The organism is Nocardioides sp. CF8 (genome assembly GCF_000389985.1).
Lineage (GTDB): Bacteria > Actinomycetota > Actinomycetes > Propionibacteriales > Nocardioidaceae > Nocardioides > Nocardioides allogilvus.
Genome location: NZ_CM001852.1, coordinates 3988897 through 4005462 on the forward strand (window position 1 = coordinate 3988897; position 16566 = coordinate 4005462).

Here is a 16566-nt window from a genome sequence, read left to right on the forward strand (position 1 = left end):
CGAGCCTCCACGAAACCCGGGGCGATTCAGTAGTCGCGCCGTGTCGCCGCGCTGGGCTCGATGCCTTGGTCGGAGAGTCGTCGGGACATGGTTTCGATCGACTCGGCGGCAGCCAAGATCCCCGGCCACCGCTCGTCAGGCGCCTGGCAATGGAAGCGGTCCGGGCCTGCCCGTGCGGGAGGTCGAGGACCGCTGGTGCGCCGTGGTGCTCATGGACACGGTCTGTCCTCCTTGTCTGCGATGAGTGACCGGTGTCGACACATGGCCCTCGCTGGCTCACCCCGGTGGGAGATCAGGGGTGTGAAATGCCGCCGCCTTCGCGACGAACGCAGGCCACGGGCAGGAGCGTGAGAGCGGCCTCATGCGAGCGACCCGACCAGTGCCGGGTCGAAGCGGGCGCGGATATGAGCGGAGGCGGCCGCGGCGGCGACGATCATGTCCGCGTCGGCCACTTTGCCCGAGCGGATCTCGACCGCCCCCGAGTCGGGGCCGTCACGGTGGGCCATGATCCAGTCGAAGAGCAGCCAGTCGAGCGCGCCACTCGCCTGCATCGGCTCCGCAGCCGGGTCGGTCACGGCGTCCGTGACCTGAATCAGCGCCTCGCGGTGCTCGGTCAGGGTCGCGTCCTTGTCGACACCGGACGCGTCGAACAGCAGCATCGTCAGCGTTGCCGGGAGTCGCAGACCGTCGTCGGTGACGACCAGCCAGCGGGCTCCCGGCCACGCGGTCTCGGGGGTCACCCAGTGCAGGCCCGCCCGGCCGCCGATGACGCCCAGGCCGGGCTCGTCGAGGTCGCCGGCGAAGGGTGGCGCGCCCATCATCGAGATGGCCTCGCGGGTCCGGATGCTCATCAACGCAGCCGTGCCGATGATCTGCCCCGCGCGCACCGACCCGGGAAGCTCGGTCGCTGCGTGCGCGTCGGCATATTCCCAGCACAGCCGGTCCAGGGTCGCATAGACCTCGACCAGCGCGTCCCGCTCGGTTGTGGTGGGTCGCCGGCCTCCGCCGAGCACCTCGCCGTACGTCCCGGCGACCTCGATCAGTACGTCGTCGAGGGCCTCCAGGTGAGTGGGTAGCCAGCGGTCGGGCTCGGCCCCAGGCAAGGCGATGACCTCGCGGAGGGGAAGCACGCTGCCTTCGGAGGAGAGCCACCTGAAGCCGATCTGGTCATCGGTGGCATCGATCTGGGGGAGCCTCACACCGAGACCATCGCCGTCAGGTGCTCGTGCCACGCGTGGAGGCCGTCGCCGGTGCGGGCGCTGACCTCGAAAACCTCGGCCACGGGATTGATCTGTGCCAAGTTGCGTCGGAACAGCGCGAGGTCGAAGTCGAGGTGGGGGAGCAGGTCCAGTTTGTTGACCAGCACCACGTCGCAGGCGCGGAACATGACGGGATACTTCAGCGGCTTCTCCTCGCCCTCCGTGATGGCGTAGACCATCGCGGACGTGTGGGCCCCGACGTCGAACTCGGCCGGGCAGACCAGATTGCCGACGTTTTCCACGACGAGTAGATCGAGGCTGCCCAGGTCCAGCCCGGCCACGGCCTTGCGCACCATCGGCGCGTCCAGATGGCACTCGCCGCCGAAACCGTCGCCGGTGTTGAGCAGGACCACCTGTGCGCCGTATCCGGCAAGTCGGTCCGCGTCGATCGAGGTCTCGATGTCGCCCTCCACGACCCCTGCGCGAACCCCGCTCGCCTGCAGGTACGCGAGCGTGCGTTCGAGAAGCGTGGTCTTGCCGGCGCCGGGGGACGACATCAGGTTGAGACAGTGCACGCCGTTCTCGGCGAAGGCAGCGCGGTTGGCATCGGCAGCGGCGTCGTTCTCACTGAAGATGCGCTCCAGAACGCTGATCCGCTCCGGCCCTGTCTCGTACGACGTGTGGTCCCCGAGGTCCTCATGCGAGTGGGAATGGGAGTGCTCCGGTCCGTCGTGAGCGTGCTCGGTGCCGTCGTCATGTCGGTGGAATCGGCCCATGGGTTGCCTCCTCGGTCGGTGGACTGGTGACTCGTGCGGGAGCCAGGTCGAGCGAGGTGACCATGAACTCCTCGCCTCGGATGGGCTGGGTGTTGCCACCGCCGCACGCGGAACAGGTCAGCACCAGCGCATGCTCCACAGTGGTCTCCGCCCCACAGGTGTGGCAGGAGAGGACCACCGGGATGTGGTCGATCTCGAGCCTCGCCCCCGCCAGCGGACCGTCGGCGGTGACCAGGTCCCAGCAGTAGACGAGGGTCTCCGGGATCACCTGGCGCAAGTGCCCGACCTGGAGGTGCACGGTGAGGACCCGTCGCTCCTGGCGGGCGCCGTCCACGATCTGGTGAATGCTGCGGCACAGCGAGAGCTCATGCACTGCGCGTCCCTCGCAGCGTTGCCGAGGGCGATTCGCCGAATCGGTTGCGATAGATGCCGGAGAAGCTCCCCAGGTGGTTGAAGCCCCACCGGACGGCGACGTCGGTCACCGTGATGCCCTCACGCGGCATCGCCGAGAGGAGGTCCCGGCGTACGGCGTCGAGCCGCCGATCCCGGATGAACGTAATCGGGGTGGTGCCGAGGTCCTCGCGAAAGCCGGCCTGGATCGAGCGGGGGCTCATCCGGGCGTAGCGGGCGATGTCATTGAGAGTGATGGGCTCGGCCAGGTGCAACTCGATGAACTCGATGGAGCGGGTGACCGCCGGCTTCCCCGACGTGGTCGGGCGCGACTTGAGGGCGTGGCTGTAGTTGTTCTCCTGGACGAGCAGCAGGGTGGAGATCACCATCTCCTCCAGCGGCGCGGCGCCGATGCCCTGCTGGATCAGCGAGCGCGGCGACATCACCTCGTTGGAGAAGATCTGCAGTGCGCCGTGCCAGCGGGCGGCCTCGTCAGTGGTGAGGTCGCCGACCGCATCGAAGACCAGTGGCTCGCGGAGTTGGCGGCCGAGCAGTCGGGAGAGCTGTCGCTCGACGGCCTCGCGCTCGATCCGGATGATGTTCTGGGGGGAGTCGCGGTCCATGCTCAGCGTGTACGTCGTGCGGGGGGAGATGACCAACGCGAAGAATGGTGTGAGGTGGTGTTCTTGGCCTTCGATGTGCGCGGTCCCGTGCCCGGCGCTGGTCATGTGGACCGTGTAGCAGTCGGCGGACTCGGCCACTTTGATGCTGGTTGCGGCGGCGTAGTCGAGGTAGGTCATCGACACGTCGATCAGCTGCACGGCATGCAGCCGGCAATGGAAGTCGTCGAGCTCCGTCCGCGCTGGCGTGACCTGACATTCGCCAAGCAGTTGCCGGGTCATGTCTAGTGCCAGGGCTCGGTCGTCGGTGTCGACGACGGGGTGGTCCTGCAGTGCGTTGGGCACGCCCCGTGGCCGGATCCGGCGTCGGACCGGGTCGCGTGTGCGGTCCACGTTCATGAATCTCAAGCGAGACAGCCGCTCCATGGACACTCCCTCCGACTCCATCGGACGCTGCCCACTATCGATGGTCTGCGTCATTGCATCAAGAATTTTGCGCGATCGTGATAGTGCGTTCGCAAAGTCGATAGTGGCCGAATGTGAGCCCGCTTACATTCGGCACTCCACGGATCAGGGTCGCTAGGAGGTCATGGGATGACGTTGTCACCACCAAGTGAACGCACCACGGACGCAGTTCTGGAGAAGCTCCAGGACCCTCAGGTAGCCGCGGCTGTCGCAAGTCTGCTGGACCACGCTGACTTGGTGGCCGTGCTCCTAGAGGGACTGGATGGGCTGGTCGCGCGCAGCGAGACGGTCGGCGAGAGTCTCTTCGCCAGCGTCGACGAGCTGCGCACCACCGTCAACGGCAACCCTGCACTCGCCTCAACGCTGGGCACCCTTGGCGCGGTGGATGTGGCAGGCCTGGTCGCGAGTGCCAAGCGGCTCGCGGCCTCCGACGTGGTGAGCCCCCAGGCTGTCGACTCAGTGGCCACTGTCGCGCGCGGTCTCGTGGCCGGCGGCCAGCAGTTCAAGGAGTCCCCGGTCGCGATCACCGGGCTGCTGAGCCTGGCGCGGCTGCTCAAGGATCCCGACATCCGACGCGCCCTCAGCTATGGCGCCACCGTCGCGAAGTCCATCGGCCAGGAGCTCGAACCAGCGCCTTCGGCCACCATCACCCACGCAGGGAACTAGGAAGGTCATCAGATGTCGTCAGTGCTGTGGTTTCAAGCGGGCGCGTGTTCGGGCAACACGATGTCCTTTCTCAACGCCGAGGAGCCCAATGTCGTCGACCTGATCGTCGACTTCGGGCTTGAGCTCCTGTGGCACCCCAGCCTCGGGATGGAGCTCGGGGACAACGCCACCAAGATCTTCAACGACTGTGCCTCCGGAGCACGGCCGCTCGACATCTTCGTGCTGGAGGGAACGGTCATCCAGGGCCCGGACGGGTCGGGGCGGATGGACATGTTCGCGGACCGACCCATGATCGAGTGGGTCACCGAGCTGTGCGAGGCCGCGAGCATCGTCGTCGCGATCGGCGACTGCGCCTGCTGGGGCGGCATCCCCGCAATGGAGCCCAACCCCAGCGACTCGACCGGTCTGCAGTTCCACAAGCGTGATCGAGGAGGCTTCCTGGGACCCGACTGGCGCAGCAAGTCCGGTCTCCCCGTCATCAACATTCCGGGTTGCCCTGCCCACCCCGACTGGATCACCCAGATCCTGGTCGCGCTGGCCACCGGTCGCGCCGGCGACATCGCGCTGGATGATCTGCACCGTCCTCAGACGTTCTTCAAGACGTTCACGCAGACGGGGTGTACCCGGGTGCAGTTCTTCGAGTACAAGCAGTCCACGACGAGCTTCGGCGAGGGGACCCGCACAGGTTGTCTGTTCTACGAGTTCGGCTGTCGCGGCCCGATGACGCACAGCCCGTGCAACCGCATCTTGTGGAATCGCCAGAGCTCCAAGACGCGCGCCGGCATGCCATGTCTGGGCTGTACGGAGCCGGAGTTCCCGTTCTTCGACCTGGCGAAGGGAACCGTCTTCAAGACCCAGAAGGTCTCCGGAACCATCCCCAAGGAAGTCCCCGAGGGTGCCGACCACATCACCTACATGGCACACGCCGCCGCCGCTCGGATCGCTGCTCCGCAGTGGTCCAAGGAGGACATGTTCGTCGTCTGACGGACATGTCGGAACAGGAACGAGGAACCCATGACTGCAGTTGACAACCCGGTTGCTGGTGCCGACTCCATCGACCTCTTCGTCAGCCCGATGGGCCGCGTCGAGGGCGACCTGGACGTGCGGGTCACGATCCAGGATGGCGTGGTCACCTCCGCGTGGACCGAGGCCGCCATGTTCCGCGGCTTCGAGATCATCCTGCGCGGCAAGGACCCGCAGGCCGGGCTCATCGTGACGCCCCGCATCTGCGGCATCTGCGGCGGCTCCCATCTGTACAAGGCCTGCTACGCCCTCGACACGGCGTGGGCCACGCACGTCCCGCAGAACGCCACGTTGATCCGCAACATCGCGCAGGCCTGCGAGACGCTCCAGTCGATTCCCCGCTACTTCTACGCGCTCTTCGCAGTCGACCTGGTGAACAAGAACTACGCCAACTCGCCTCTCTACGACGAGGCGGTACGCCGTTTTGCGCCGTACGTCGGAACCGCCTACCAGAAGGGCGTGGTCCTCTCCGGCAAGCCGGTCGAGGTCTACGCGATCTTCGGTGGTCAGTGGCCGCACAGCTCGTTCATGGTTCCGGGCGGTGTGATGAGTGCGCCGAACCTCTCCGACATCACGCGCGCTACCGCGATCCTCCACCACTGGAAGGACAACTGGCTGGAGAAGGAGTGGCTCGGCTGCTCCATCGAACGTTGGATGGAGATCAAGACATGGGACGACATGCAGGCGTGGGTCGAGGAGAACGAGTCGCAGTACAACTCCGACTGTGGCTTCTTCATCCGTTACGCCCTGGACGTCGGCCTGGACAAGTACGGCGCCGGGTGCGGCAACTTCCTCGCCACCGGGACCTACCTCGAGCCGTCGATGTACGAGAACCCCACGGTTGACGCCCGAAACGACGCACTGCGGGGTCGCTCGGGTGTCTATGCGGACGGCCGGTGGCACGACTTCGATCACCTGCGGGTCACCGAGGACGTCACCCACTCCTTCTTCACAGGCGACCGTCCCCTGCACCCGTGGGAGGGCGAGACCAACCCGATCGACCCGCTCCAGGGCCGCAAGGACGGCAAGTACTCCTGGGCCAAGTCGCCGCGCTATGACGTGCCGGACCTCGGCCGGATCCCGCTCGAAGCCGGGCCGCTGGCGCGACGGATCGCGGCTGGTGCTCCGGGCGCGGCCGCGCACCAGGACGACGACCCCTTGTTCGTGGACATGTTGGAGAAGCTCGGCCCGTCGGTGTTCACTCGTCAGATGGCCCGCATGCACGAGGCGCCGAAGTATCTGAGTTGGGTGATGGAGTGGCTCAGCGAGATCGACCTGCACGGGTCGTTCTACACCAAGCCCGAAGAGCCCTCCTCGGGCAAGGGCTTCGGTGCTACCGAGGCGGCCCGCGGCGCATTGGCCGACTGGATCGTGCTCGAGGACGGCAAGATCGCGAACTATCAGGTCGTCACTCCGACGGCATGGAACATCGGGCCGCGAGACTCCGAGGGGACCAACGGACCCATCGAGGCCGCTCTGGTCGGCACGCCGGTCAAGGACATGTCCGACCCCGTGGAGCTCGGGCACGTCGCCCGCTCCTTCGACTCCTGTCTGGTCTGCACCGTGCATGCCTACGACGGCAAGACCGGCAAGGAACTGAACAAGTTCGTGATCAATGGCATGGTCTGAGCCCGGTCCCGGTCTCGGGGCCGGGACGACCCACCCGGCCCCACCTCCGCACGCCCTCCTCGATGACGGGTTCGCGCCGGAGGCCTGCGACCTGCTGGTCATCGGCTGCGGCAACATCCTGCGGGGTGACGACGCCGTCGGGCCCGTCCTGATCCGGACGCTGTTCACCCGGGGGGTGCCCGACGGCGTACGCATCGTGGATGGTGGTACGTCGGGGATGGACGTCGCCTTTGGCATGCGCGGCGCTCGGCGGGTGGTGATCGTCGACGCGGCACACACCGGCGCCGAGGCGGGCACCATCTACCAGGTGCCGGCGGCCGAGCTCGAGGAGCTGCCGCCGATCGACGGGTTGCACACCCACAACTTCAGGTGGGACCACGCGCTGGCGTTCTCCGAGTGGCTGCTCGGTCCGGAGCGACCAACTGACATCACCGTGTTCCTGGTCGAGGTCGCCACCATCGACTTCGGGGCGCCACTTACCCGTGAGGTGGACGAGGCCATGCACCAGGTGATCAGACTGATCGACCGCGACTTCTACCCCCGGTCAGGAACCTCGACCGTCGAGATCACCGACGACGGCTACCTCCACCTGGGAGCCGAGCTCGCGAACGCCCGGTTCCCGGCTGACGTGTGCGTCGCCAGCTTCGACGGTGCGGTCCTCGAGCTGATCCCACTCATCGGCGCCGCCAACGGGGGCCTGGTCCTCCGCCAACGCAACGCCGCAGGCGACCGGACCGTCCTCATCCACGAGGTGCTGGGCTTTCGACCGGTGGCGGGCCGGTTCTCAGCGAGCTGGGATGACGCGAAGGGCGTGCTCTCCGTGCAGCTGGTCGGTGACGACTCCGGAGAGGAGGACCGCCATGGGACTCGAGGTGACGACAGAGGTGATCCAGGAGTCCGGCCAGTGGACGGTCTACCTCTTGGTGATCAGCGACCAGGGAGTCGAGCGACGAGCCGTCTCGACCCACAGGTCGTCGGCGCTCGCGAACCTGGCGGCCGACGTGATTCGCCGAACAGCAACCCGGCGTCGCGCGCCGGTGGAGGACAACGATGACGACCACCGCTGAGACCGGCACGGTCTGGGGGCTGGGCGCCTTTGCCTTCCCCCAGGGCCTGCTGCTCGTCGAGGGGCACGACGACGTGCGGGCAGACCTCGCCGCGGGAATCCTGCCTCTGGTCTGGCCGGAGGGGCTCCGTGCCCACGCCCTGGCCCATGCCGGTGAGCTGCTCGCGGCGTCGGCCGCTTGTGCGGGTGACGACCCCGTCAGCGCCTACAACCGCTGGGTGCTCGACCCCGAGACAGCCGACCCCGCCACCATCCGGGCCGGGCTACCCGCCGAGCTGGCGCCTTTGGTCGACGTGGTGGCCTACTCGACCGGGCAAGGCGTGCTGCCGGCTATGCCGCCTCCGATGGCTGCTAGTGAGGTCACGGCGCTCGTATGGGCGGCTCTGGCAACCGAACGCCTGGAGTCCGGCGATGGTGGCACTGCCATCGACCTGCTCGACCGGGCTGCGCGGGCGGCCGCTCCTGCTGCGGGACTTGCCGGAGTCCTCCGCGGGCACCACGGCACCCTGCTGAGGGAGGCCGGTCAGCGTGACGAGGCCAGAGCCTCGCTGAGCGAGGCCACCGCGCTCCTCGCCGGGAGCAGCGACCTGCGCGAGTCGCGCGCCGAGCTCCTGCACCACCTGGGCAGCCTGTCCCACGAGGACGCCGCCAGCGGCCGGGGCGACGCGCGCGCACTGCTCCACGAGGCGATGCGCTGCTACTACGACGCACTCCAGCTCGTGACCGAGGAGTCCTCACCACAGCTGTGGGCCGGGCTGCAGCTCGACCTGGCCACCGCCCACCTGGCGACCCCGATGACCACGGCCTCGGACCAGCTGCGACTCGGTGTCGCGACCCAGGCCCTGCGCGCCTGTCGGCGGGTCTTCACACCCGAAGCGGCGCCGGAGACCTGGTCGACGGCGACCCTCAACCTCGCCAACGCGCTCGTCTACACCCCCTCGACCCACCAGGGCGACAACCTGGTCGAGGCGGTCGAGCTCTACGAGGAGATCCTGGTCAGCGGTATCCGCCAGTCCGACCCGTCAGCCATGGCCCGGCTGCTCGCCAACCAGGGCAACGTGCTGGCGCATCTGGGCATCCCCGACCAGGCCAAGGCCAAGCTCGTCGAAGCCCGCTACCTCTTCGAGACCCAGCTCGACCACGAGTCGGTGATGGCCGTACGCGGGGTGCTCGACGAGATCGCGAAGGCCGGAGTCGAGGACCCCGACGAGTCGCTGACGGACCTGGTCCGGCAAGCCGATCGGCTGGGCCGGATGCCGCAGCCGGAGACGTTCACCTCCGGCATGGGGGTCCGCACGCAGTCCGCGGCGCTGGGCATCGACGCCGTCACACCGCCGAAGCCCAGGGTCACCGTGCTGCGGCCAGGTCAGGACCGGCCATGAGTACTCAGGCCCAGCCGGTCCACGAGGACACCGACCGGTCCATCGAGCAGCTGGCCGGCGCCCTCGACGAGGCCATGGGCCGGCTGTCCGGCCTCGAGCCAGACTCCCGCGCCGTCATCACCGACGCGCTGGACGCGCTCAACGCGCTGCACAAGCAGGCGCTGACGACCGTCGTCCGGCGACTCCGTGACGACCCGCGCGGGAAGCAGCTCCTCTTCGAGCTGGTCGATGAGCCCGACGTGCTGATGGTCCTCACGATGCACGGCCTCGTGCGGCCGGACCAGCTGACCCTGGCGCGCCGCGTCCTTGACTCGGTGCGCCCCGGGCTCGAGTCCCACGGCGGCGGCGTCGAGCTCGACCGGATCGACGGGAGCACCGCGTTCGTGCGCCTCCAGGGAGCGTGCAACGGCTGCTCGATGGCATCGGTCACGATGCGCAACGGCGTCGAGGCCGCACTGGTCGAGGGCGTGCCCGGGCTGACCTCCGTCGAGGTGCTTCCCAACGACCCCACCCCGACCCTGATCCCCTTGAGCTCGATCACCGTGGGCTCACCGGACGCAGCTGCCGAGGACCTCGCCCGGGCCGAGCGCGAGCTTGAGGAAGCCGGTTGGTCCTCAGCCGTGGCAGCCGAGGCGGTCGGTGTCGGCGAGGTCTGTGCGGTGACGCTCACTCCACGCGACGCACCGTCACTCGAGGTCATCGTGGTCAACGCCGCCGGCCAGATGTCGGCCTTCGTCAACGAGTGCGCCCACCTGGGGCGCCGACTCGACGACGCGCTCATCGATGCAGGCCAGGGCACGATCACCTGCGCGGGCCACGGATTCTGCTACGACTCGACCAACGGCGAGTGCATGTCGATGCCCGGCGCGCAGCTCCAGCAGCTGCCGCTGCGTCTCGAGCACGGCCAGGTCTGGGTTCGCTGCGGCGGAGACCTCGGGGGCTGACCGTGCGGGTTCAGGTGATCGCAACGGGCTCCGTGCACACCGGGGTGCTGCCGGGGCACGGGCTGCGCGGTCTCGACGATGCCGCGCCGGCGTCGTACGCCGGTTGGCGGCCGCGAGCGATCCTGGGCGCCGACTCGCCCGGCGGCCTGCAGCTTCCTGCCGCCGCACCGGCGGCCGGCCAGCTCTACGCGCCCCGGGCGGCCTGGACCGACGGACAGATCGTGGTCGCTGCCGACACCGGCAACCATCGCGTGATGATCTGGCACGGCGTCCCCACCCGCGACGGAATGCCGGCCGATGTGATCCTGGGCCAGGCCGACGAGCACACCGAGGGCCCGGCCGCCGGCGGCCGCGGCCCGGCATTCGGGATGCACCTGCCCACCGGAGTGCTCGTCCACGGTGGCCGCCTAGTCGTCGCCGACGCGTGGCACCACCGCATCCTGGTGTGGAACGCGGTCCCGACGGTGACCGGAACGCCGCCGGACCAGGTGCTGGGGCAGGTCGACCAGCGCCACGTCGACCCCAATCGTGGTGGCGAGGTGGACGCCGGCTCGTTGTACTGGCCGTTCGGGATCGCGGTCATCGGCGGCCGCTTCTACGTCGCCGACACCGGCAACCGCCGCGTGCTCGTGTGGCGTGACGGCATCCCCACCACGGACCGGCCCGCAGACGTCGTCCTGGGACAGCCCGGACCCACCGACCGCGAAGAGAACCGTGGCGGTGATGCGCGCGCCGACTCCTTCCGCTGGCCACACGGCATCGCCGCGGCCGGCGACGGGATCGTCGTCGCCGACGCGGGCAACCACCGCGTGCTCCGCTGGTCCCGGCACCCGGAGACAGACTGCGCGGCCGATGCCGTACTCGGTCAACCCGACATGACCGCCTCGATGGAGTTCCCGTACGTCTCCCAGGCGGGGCGCTTCCGGTTTCCCTACGCTGTCTCCACCGCACCGGATGGCGCCATGGCCGTCGCCGACACGGCCAACAACCGGGTGCTGCTCTACGGCTCGGCCGAGGCCAGACACGACGACCCGCCGGATGCCGTGCTGGGGCAGCCCACGTTTGCCGCCAACGGGGAGAACCGCTGGGAGCAGGTTGCCCCCGACACGCTGTGCTGGCCCTACGGCGTGCACTGGCATCCGGGCGGAGACACTCCGGATCTGCTGCTGGTCGCCGACAGCGGCAACAACCGCATCGCCATCTGGGAGCGGCCATGACGTCGCTGAGGAGCTGGACCGAGACGACGGTCCGGCAACGGGTCGTGGTCCGCGGCGTGGTGCAGGGTGTCGGGTTCCGGCCACACGTCGCCCGGCTCGCGGAGGAGCTCGGGCTGGACGGCCTGTGCCGCAATGACGCGACCAGCGTCCTGATCGAGGTCGAGGGGCAGTCAGACCAGGTCGACGACTTCCTGATCCGGCTCGTCGGCCAGGCGCCGCCGATGGCGCGCATCGTCTCGGTCGACTCCGCCCGTCTGAACCCCACCGGTCAGGCCGGCTTCACCATCGAGACCTCGTCGGTATCGGTCGGCGCCCGCACGCTGGTCGCGCCGGACGCGGCGGTCTGCGACGACTGCCTGACCGAGCTGTACGCCCCCGGCGATCGCCGATACCGGCACCCCTTCATCACCTGCACCAACTGCGGTCCGCGCTTCACGATCACCCGCGACCTGCCCTACGACCGGCCGCAGACCTCGATGGCGCCGTTCCCGCTGTGCGCATCGTGCGAGAGGGAGTACGCCGATCCGCAGGACCGCCGCCACCACGCGCAGCCCATCGGCTGCCACGACTGCGGCCCGCGGGTCGTTCTGCGCTCGCCGGATGGCGTCGAGCTGGCCACCGACACCGAGCAGGTACTGCGCGCCACTGTGGCGGCCCTGCGCGGCGGGGCGATCGTGGCTGTCAAGGGGATCGGCGGCTATCACCTCGCCTGCGATGCGACCTCCTGCACCGCGGTGGAGGTGCTCCGGGGGCGCAAGCGCCGCCCGGACCAGCCGTTCGCACTGATGGCCCGTGACCTCGAGACCGCGGCGACCCTGGTCGACCTCCGTGGCGGCGAGGCCCTGCTGACCTCACCGGCCCGACCGATCGTGCTGCTGCCCTCGCGCCCTGCGGCGCCGGTGGCCGTCTGCGTCGCGCCCGGCTACGACGAGCTCGGCGTGATGCTGCCCTACACCCCGCTGCACCACCTGCTCTTCGCGGACCTGCCTGACGGAGCACCTGGAGCGCCGAGCGTGCTGGTCATGACGTCGGGCAACGCCTCCGGCGAGCCGATCGCCTTCACTGATGCCGACGCGCTCGACCGCCTGGCCGGGATCGCCGACCTGTTCCTCACCCACGACCGCGAGATCGTGGTGCCGTGCGAGGACTCCGTCGTCGCGGTGGGTCCTCGCGGACCGGTGCCGGTCCGACGCTCGCGTGGCTTCGCGCCGTTGCCGGTGGCGTTGGCGGGCGATGCGGTCGTGCTCGCCGCCGGGGCCGAGGTCAAGAACACTTTCGCCCTGACCCGTGACGGCCAGGCCTTCCTCTCCGCACACGTGGGCGACCTCGGGTCGCTCGAGGCCCGGCGCGCCCATGACGCGGCGACGGCAACGATGCTGCGCTTCCACCGGGCCAGTCCCGAGGCCGTGGTCGTCGACCCGCACCCGGCGTACGCCTCGACGGCCTGGGGACTGCGCCTGGCCGACGAGCTCGACGTACCCGTGGTCGAGGTTCAGCACCACCACGCGCATCTCGCTGCCCTGGCTGCCGAGCACGGCCGCCTCGACCAGACCATTCTCGGCGTCGTCTTCGATGGCACCGGCTACGGCTGCGACCGCACGGTGTGGGGTGGCGAGTTTCTCGTCCTCGGTGACCGCGGAACGACCGCCGAGCGGGTGGGCCATCTCGGCGCCGTACGTCTCCCCGGCGGCGACGCGGGTGTGCGCAACCCCGTCCGCACGGCCGCTCTCGCGGTGCTCGCCGCAGGGGGGTCGCTCGAGGCCCTGCCGCTCGAGCTCACGACGGAGGAGCGCCAGGTCCTGCCCGGTCTTCTCGAGCACGGCACCGGCTGGGTCACCACCAGCTCCGTTGGTCGACTCTTCGACGTCGTCTCGGCGCTGCTGGGCATCCGGGGCCGCGTCACCTACGAGGCGCAGGCCGCGATCGAGCTCGAGATGGTCGCCCGGGGTGCGCAGCGATCGTTGTCCCACGACCTGGTGGCTCCAGCGTGGCTGCCGGTGCGTACCCCTGCCGGCGGTGTCCCCTTCCTGGATCCCGAGCCGCTGGTGCTGGCCTTGTGTCGGCCCGAGGCCCGCGCCGACGTGGGCCACTCGGCGCTGCTCTTCCACCACGTGCTCGCGGATGCGACGGCCACCCTTGCCAGCGTCCAGGCGGTGGCCGCGGAGACGCGGACCATCGGGCTCACCGGGGGTGTCTTCTGCAACCGCCTGCTCGCCGACGCCGTCGCGCGACGCCTCGAGGCTTCCGGCTTCGAGGTCCTCATGCACCGTGAGGTGCCACCCAACGACGGTGGCCTGGCGCTCGGTCAGGCCGCGGTGGCGGCCGCGATGCTGGCGGCGACCCCCACCCGGACGATCGTGGAGACCTCGACGAAGGAGCAGACCTGATGTGCCTCGGAGTGCCCGGCCAGATCCGGGAAAGGTGGACCGACGAGGAGGGTGCGTTGCTCGCGCGTACCGACTTCGTCGGAGAGGAGCGCGTGATCCGGCTCAACTACCTGCCCGACCTCGACGTCGGCGACTGGACCATCGTGCACGCCGGCTTCGCACTCACCCGGCTCGATGAGGCCGAGGCCCACAAGACCATCGCGATGATGCGCGATGTCGGACTACTGGAGGAGACGGTATGACGGTTCAGACCGATCACTACCAGATCGCCGACGAGCTGATCGGCACCGACCTCTCCATGGACCTGGCCCAGGCCTCCCTGTCCCTGGCCAGGGCCTTCCATCGAGGTGCCACCTTGTGGGTGGTCAGCCCGCAGTGGGAGCCGCACGCCCACCACGTCGCCGTGGAGTTCGTGCACCCGGTGATCATGGGCAAGCGCGCACTGCCGTCGGTGGCCCTCGTGGGCGCTGACCCGGTGGCACAGACCCGGGTCGCCGTGCGGGCCGGCGACGTCGTGCTCGCGGTGGCGGCTGCCGATGACCCCGCTACCCGCAGCCTGATGCAGCGGGCGCCGGCGTGGGGGGTCTCCACGATCTGGGTCGGCTTCGGCCAGAAACCGCCCGATGGTGCCGCCGACCACGTGCTCTGGGTGGCCTCCGACGACCCGATGGTCCCGGCGACCGGGCGCTTCGTGCTGATGTACCACCTGCTTTGGGAGCTCACCCACGTCTGCTTCGAGCACCCCGGACTGCTCACGGTCGACGACGAGGAGTGCACCGACGAGGTCTGCGTCACCTGCTCCGACGAGGGGCGCCTCGCCGAGGTCGTAGAAGCACCGCTGGAGCTCGCCGGTCCGGCCGCCGTACGCACTGCCACGGGTGAGGAGGACGTCGACGTGACCCTCGTCGGCGAGGTCGCTCCCGGTGACCTGATCCTGATCCATGCCGGTCTGGCCCTGACCAAGGTGGAGCCCTCATGACCGACGACAGCACTGGATTCCTCTATCCCTTCATCGAGGCCGACGAGAAGGATCCGCAGGCCCTGTTGGTCGATCTCGCCTCCTCGGCTCGAGACAAGGCGACCATCTCCCGGGACCTGCAGCGCTCGTCGCTCGCGCGGATGGAGGGCGACATCGTGGCTGCGGGCCGCGCGATGGGCGAGCGGTTCGTGGCCGGCGGCAGGCTCTATACGTTCGGCAACGGTGGCTCCTCCACCGATGCCGCGACCCTGGCCGGCCTCTTCTGCAACCCGCCCGCTGGCCGGCCCGTGGCGGCGTGGTCGCTCACGGACGACCAGGCGGTCGTCACCGCCCTGGGCAACGACGTCGGCTTCGAGCTCATCTTCAGCCGTCAGATCATCGCGCACTCCACACCGGGGGACATCGCGATCGCCCTGTCCACGAGCGGTAACTCGGATGACCTGCTCCGCGGTCTGGGGGAGGCCCGCAAGCGCGGCCTGCTGACCATCGGCTTCGCCGGGTACGACGGCGGTCAGATGCAGGCCAGCGACGAGCTCGACCACTGTTTCACCGTCGACTCCCAGTCCATCCACCGGATTCAGGAGTCGCACGCGATGATCGGCCACCGGCTGTGGGCCGTCGCGCAGGAGACCATGCGGGAGCTGCGCGCCGTCCGCCGCGCGACGCCCCCCGCTACCCAAACACCTACTCGGGAAGAGGTCGGCCGATGACGGTCACACCACGCGCCCAATCGCCGCGCGAGCTGCAAGTGCTCTCGCGGATCGAAGCCTTCCGGCAGCGGCGGCCGCGGTTGCTCGAGGACGTCATCACGCTGGCCCACGGTGCCGGTGGGAAGTCATCGGCAGCGCTGACCGACGCCGTCTTCCTGGAGGCCTTCGGCAACCCGACCCTCGCCGCTCTCGGCGACTCGGCTGGGTTGACCTTGCCGAGTGGCGAACGGGTGGCCTTCTCCACCGACTCCTACGTGGTCCAGCCGATCCAGTTCCCCGGCGGTTCCATCGGCCACCTCGCCGTACACGGCACGGTCAACGACCTAGCCGTCTCCGGTGCGGTCCCGAAGTGGCTCTCGGCCGGATTCGTGATCGAGGAGGGCCTCTCCATCGAGGTGCTGCGCGAGATCGTGGCCGACATGACCGAGGCAGCGGCACTCGCCGGCGTCGAGATCGTGACCGGCGACACCAAGGTGGTGCCCCGAGGTGCCGCCGACCGCCTCTTCATCAACACCGCCGGCATCGGCATCGTCCCGACCGACCGCGTGCTCGGACCGGAGCGGGTCGCACCCACCGACCGCATCCTGGTCTCCGGCACCATGGGCGACCACGGGATGGCGGTGATGCTCGCGCGCGGCGAGCTCAACATCGAGGCCGACATCTCCTCCGACACCGCCGCCCTCGGCGGCATCGTCAGCGAGCTGTTGGCCGCAGCACCGGGCACCCGCTGGATGCGTGACGCCACCCGCGGTGGAGTCGGCACGGTGCTCAACGAGCTGGCCAAGTCCGCAAACGTCGGGGTGATCATCGAGGAGGCGCGGCTGCCGGTCCGACCGATCGTCAACGGCGCGTGTGACCTGCTCGGCATCGACCCGCTGTACGTCGCCAACGAAGGAAAGTTTGTCGCGGTGGTGCCGGTCGAGGAGTCGGAGGCCGCGCTGGCGGCCCTGCGTGCGCACCCGCTGGGCGAGGACGCCGCCATCATCGCGGAGGTGGTCGCAGAACCTCCAGGCATCGTGGCGCTGCGCACCCCGTTCGGCGGAAGCCGGATCGTCGACATGCTCGTCGGTGACCCGTTGCCCCGTATCTGCTGACCCGTTTCTGCTCGCCGAG

At 69.2% G+C, this 16566-nt stretch carries 16 protein-coding genes; 12 read left to right on the top strand and 4 right to left on the bottom strand.

Going from position 1 to position 16566, the window contains the following annotated elements; all coding sequences use genetic code 11:
- Nucleotides 1-359: 359 nt before the first annotated feature.
- From CF8_RS19400 to CF8_RS19415, 4 genes are read right to left on the bottom strand one after another with little or no spacing between them, the layout of a single operon-like run.
- Nucleotides 360-1199: a hypothetical protein gene (locus tag CF8_RS19400; protein WP_010834794.1), complete on the bottom strand. Its 840-nt coding sequence runs from the start codon at nucleotides 1197-1199 to the stop codon at nucleotides 360-362.
- Nucleotides 1196-1975: a hydrogenase nickel incorporation protein HypB gene (hypB, locus tag CF8_RS19405; RefSeq protein WP_010834795.1), complete on the bottom strand. Its 780-nt coding sequence runs from the start codon at nucleotides 1973-1975 to the stop codon at nucleotides 1196-1198. The genes CF8_RS19400 and hypB overlap by 4 nt, the downstream gene beginning before the upstream one ends.
- Nucleotides 1953-2348 carry a hydrogenase maturation nickel metallochaperone HypA gene (locus tag CF8_RS19410; RefSeq protein WP_010834796.1) on the bottom strand — a complete coding sequence of 132 codons (396 nt, stop codon included), beginning with the start codon at nucleotides 2346-2348 and terminating at the stop codon, nucleotides 1953-1955. Before CF8_RS19410 ends, hypB begins: the two co-directional genes overlap by 23 nt.
- Nucleotides 2341-3465, bottom strand: a complete 1125-nt coding sequence (locus CF8_RS19415) for an AraC family transcriptional regulator (protein WP_084622957.1) — start codon at nucleotides 3463-3465, stop codon at nucleotides 2341-2343. The genes CF8_RS19410 and CF8_RS19415 overlap by 8 nt, the downstream gene beginning before the upstream one ends.
- A gap of 222 nt (nucleotides 3466-3687) precedes the next feature.
- Between CF8_RS19415 and CF8_RS19420 the strand changes: the two genes are divergently transcribed.
- The 12 genes from CF8_RS19420 to hypE are packed head-to-tail and all read left to right on the top strand — an operon-like array spanning nucleotide 3688 to nucleotide 16547.
- On the top strand, nucleotides 3688-4116 hold the full coding sequence (locus tag CF8_RS19420; RefSeq protein ID WP_036491544.1) for a DUF1641 domain-containing protein: 429 nt from the start codon (nucleotides 3688-3690) through the stop codon (nucleotides 4114-4116).
- A 12-nt stretch (nucleotides 4117-4128) separates the two neighbouring features.
- Nucleotides 4129-5100, top strand: coding sequence for a hydrogenase (locus tag CF8_RS19425; RefSeq protein WP_036491546.1), 972 nt, complete (start codon nucleotides 4129-4131; stop codon nucleotides 5098-5100).
- Nucleotides 5101-5130: 30 nt separating this feature from the next.
- Entirely contained in the window at nucleotides 5131-6768 is a 1638-nt protein-coding gene (locus CF8_RS19430; protein ID WP_010834800.1) for a nickel-dependent hydrogenase large subunit, read from the top strand.
- Nucleotides 6755-7822 carry a hydrogenase maturation protease gene (locus tag CF8_RS19435; protein ID WP_010834801.1) on the top strand — a complete coding sequence of 356 codons (1068 nt, stop codon included), beginning with the start codon at nucleotides 6755-6757 and terminating at the stop codon, nucleotides 7820-7822. Before CF8_RS19430 ends, CF8_RS19435 begins: the two co-directional genes overlap by 14 nt.
- Nucleotides 7819-9216: a hypothetical protein gene (locus CF8_RS19440; RefSeq protein WP_010834802.1), complete on the top strand. Its 1398-nt coding sequence runs from the start codon at nucleotides 7819-7821 to the stop codon at nucleotides 9214-9216. The genes CF8_RS19435 and CF8_RS19440 overlap by 4 nt, the downstream gene beginning before the upstream one ends.
- Nucleotides 9213-10160, top strand: a complete 948-nt coding sequence (locus CF8_RS19445) for a NifU family protein (protein ID WP_010834803.1) — start codon at nucleotides 9213-9215, stop codon at nucleotides 10158-10160. The genes CF8_RS19440 and CF8_RS19445 overlap by 4 nt, the downstream gene beginning before the upstream one ends.
- 14 nt (nucleotides 10161-10174) lie before the next feature.
- Complete coding sequence (locus CF8_RS19450) at nucleotides 10175-11377, top strand: NHL repeat-containing protein (RefSeq protein WP_010834804.1); 1203 nt, start codon at nucleotides 10175-10177, stop codon at nucleotides 11375-11377.
- Nucleotides 11374-13764, top strand: a complete 2391-nt coding sequence (hypF, locus tag CF8_RS19455) for a carbamoyltransferase HypF (RefSeq protein ID WP_010834805.1) — start codon at nucleotides 11374-11376, stop codon at nucleotides 13762-13764. The genes CF8_RS19450 and hypF overlap by 4 nt, the downstream gene beginning before the upstream one ends.
- Nucleotides 13765-13775: 11 nt before the next feature.
- The gene (locus CF8_RS19460; protein ID WP_232211537.1) at nucleotides 13776-14006 is read left to right on the top strand and encodes a HypC/HybG/HupF family hydrogenase formation chaperone; all 231 of its coding nucleotides are present in this window, start codon (nucleotides 13776-13778) and stop codon (nucleotides 14004-14006) included.
- Nucleotides 14003-14743 (top strand): sedoheptulose 7-phosphate isomerase, encoded by a 741-nt coding sequence (locus CF8_RS19465; RefSeq protein ID WP_010834807.1) that lies wholly within the window; start codon nucleotides 14003-14005, stop codon nucleotides 14741-14743. The genes CF8_RS19460 and CF8_RS19465 overlap by 4 nt, the downstream gene beginning before the upstream one ends.
- Nucleotides 14740-15453: a D-sedoheptulose-7-phosphate isomerase gene (locus CF8_RS19470; RefSeq protein ID WP_010834808.1), complete on the top strand. Its 714-nt coding sequence runs from the start codon at nucleotides 14740-14742 to the stop codon at nucleotides 15451-15453. The genes CF8_RS19465 and CF8_RS19470 overlap by 4 nt, the downstream gene beginning before the upstream one ends.
- The gene (hypE, locus tag CF8_RS19475; protein ID WP_051204281.1) at nucleotides 15450-16547 is read left to right on the top strand and encodes a hydrogenase expression/formation protein HypE; all 1098 of its coding nucleotides are present in this window, start codon (nucleotides 15450-15452) and stop codon (nucleotides 16545-16547) included. Before CF8_RS19470 ends, hypE begins: the two co-directional genes overlap by 4 nt.
- Nucleotides 16548-16566 lie beyond the last annotated feature (19 nt).

Coding starts and splice junctions, on each gene's coding strand:
- CF8_RS19445 (WP_010834803.1), top strand. CDS start 9,213: ATGAGTACTCAGGCCCAGCCGGTCCACGAGGACACCGACCGGTCCATC.
- CF8_RS19470 (WP_010834808.1), top strand. CDS start 14,740: ATGACCGACGACAGCACTGGATTCCTCTATCCCTTCATCGAGGCCGAC.
- hypF (WP_010834805.1), top strand. CDS start 11,374: ATGACGTCGCTGAGGAGCTGGACCGAGACGACGGTCCGGCAACGGGTC.
- CF8_RS19435 (WP_010834801.1), top strand. CDS start 6,755: ATGGCATGGTCTGAGCCCGGTCCCGGTCTCGGGGCCGGGACGACCCAC.
- CF8_RS19465 (WP_010834807.1), top strand. CDS start 14,003: ATGACGGTTCAGACCGATCACTACCAGATCGCCGACGAGCTGATCGGC.
- CF8_RS19430 (WP_010834800.1), top strand. CDS start 5,131: ATGACTGCAGTTGACAACCCGGTTGCTGGTGCCGACTCCATCGACCTC.
- CF8_RS19440 (WP_010834802.1), top strand. CDS start 7,819: ATGACGACCACCGCTGAGACCGGCACGGTCTGGGGGCTGGGCGCCTTT.
- hypB (WP_010834795.1), bottom strand. CDS start 1,975: ATGGGCCGATTCCACCGACATGACGACGGCACCGAGCACGCTCACGAC.
- CF8_RS19415 (WP_084622957.1), bottom strand. CDS start 3,465: ATGACGCAGACCATCGATAGTGGGCAGCGTCCGATGGAGTCGGAGGGA.
- hypE (WP_051204281.1), top strand. CDS start 15,450: ATGACGGTCACACCACGCGCCCAATCGCCGCGCGAGCTGCAAGTGCTC.
- CF8_RS19425 (WP_036491546.1), top strand. CDS start 4,129: ATGTCGTCAGTGCTGTGGTTTCAAGCGGGCGCGTGTTCGGGCAACACG.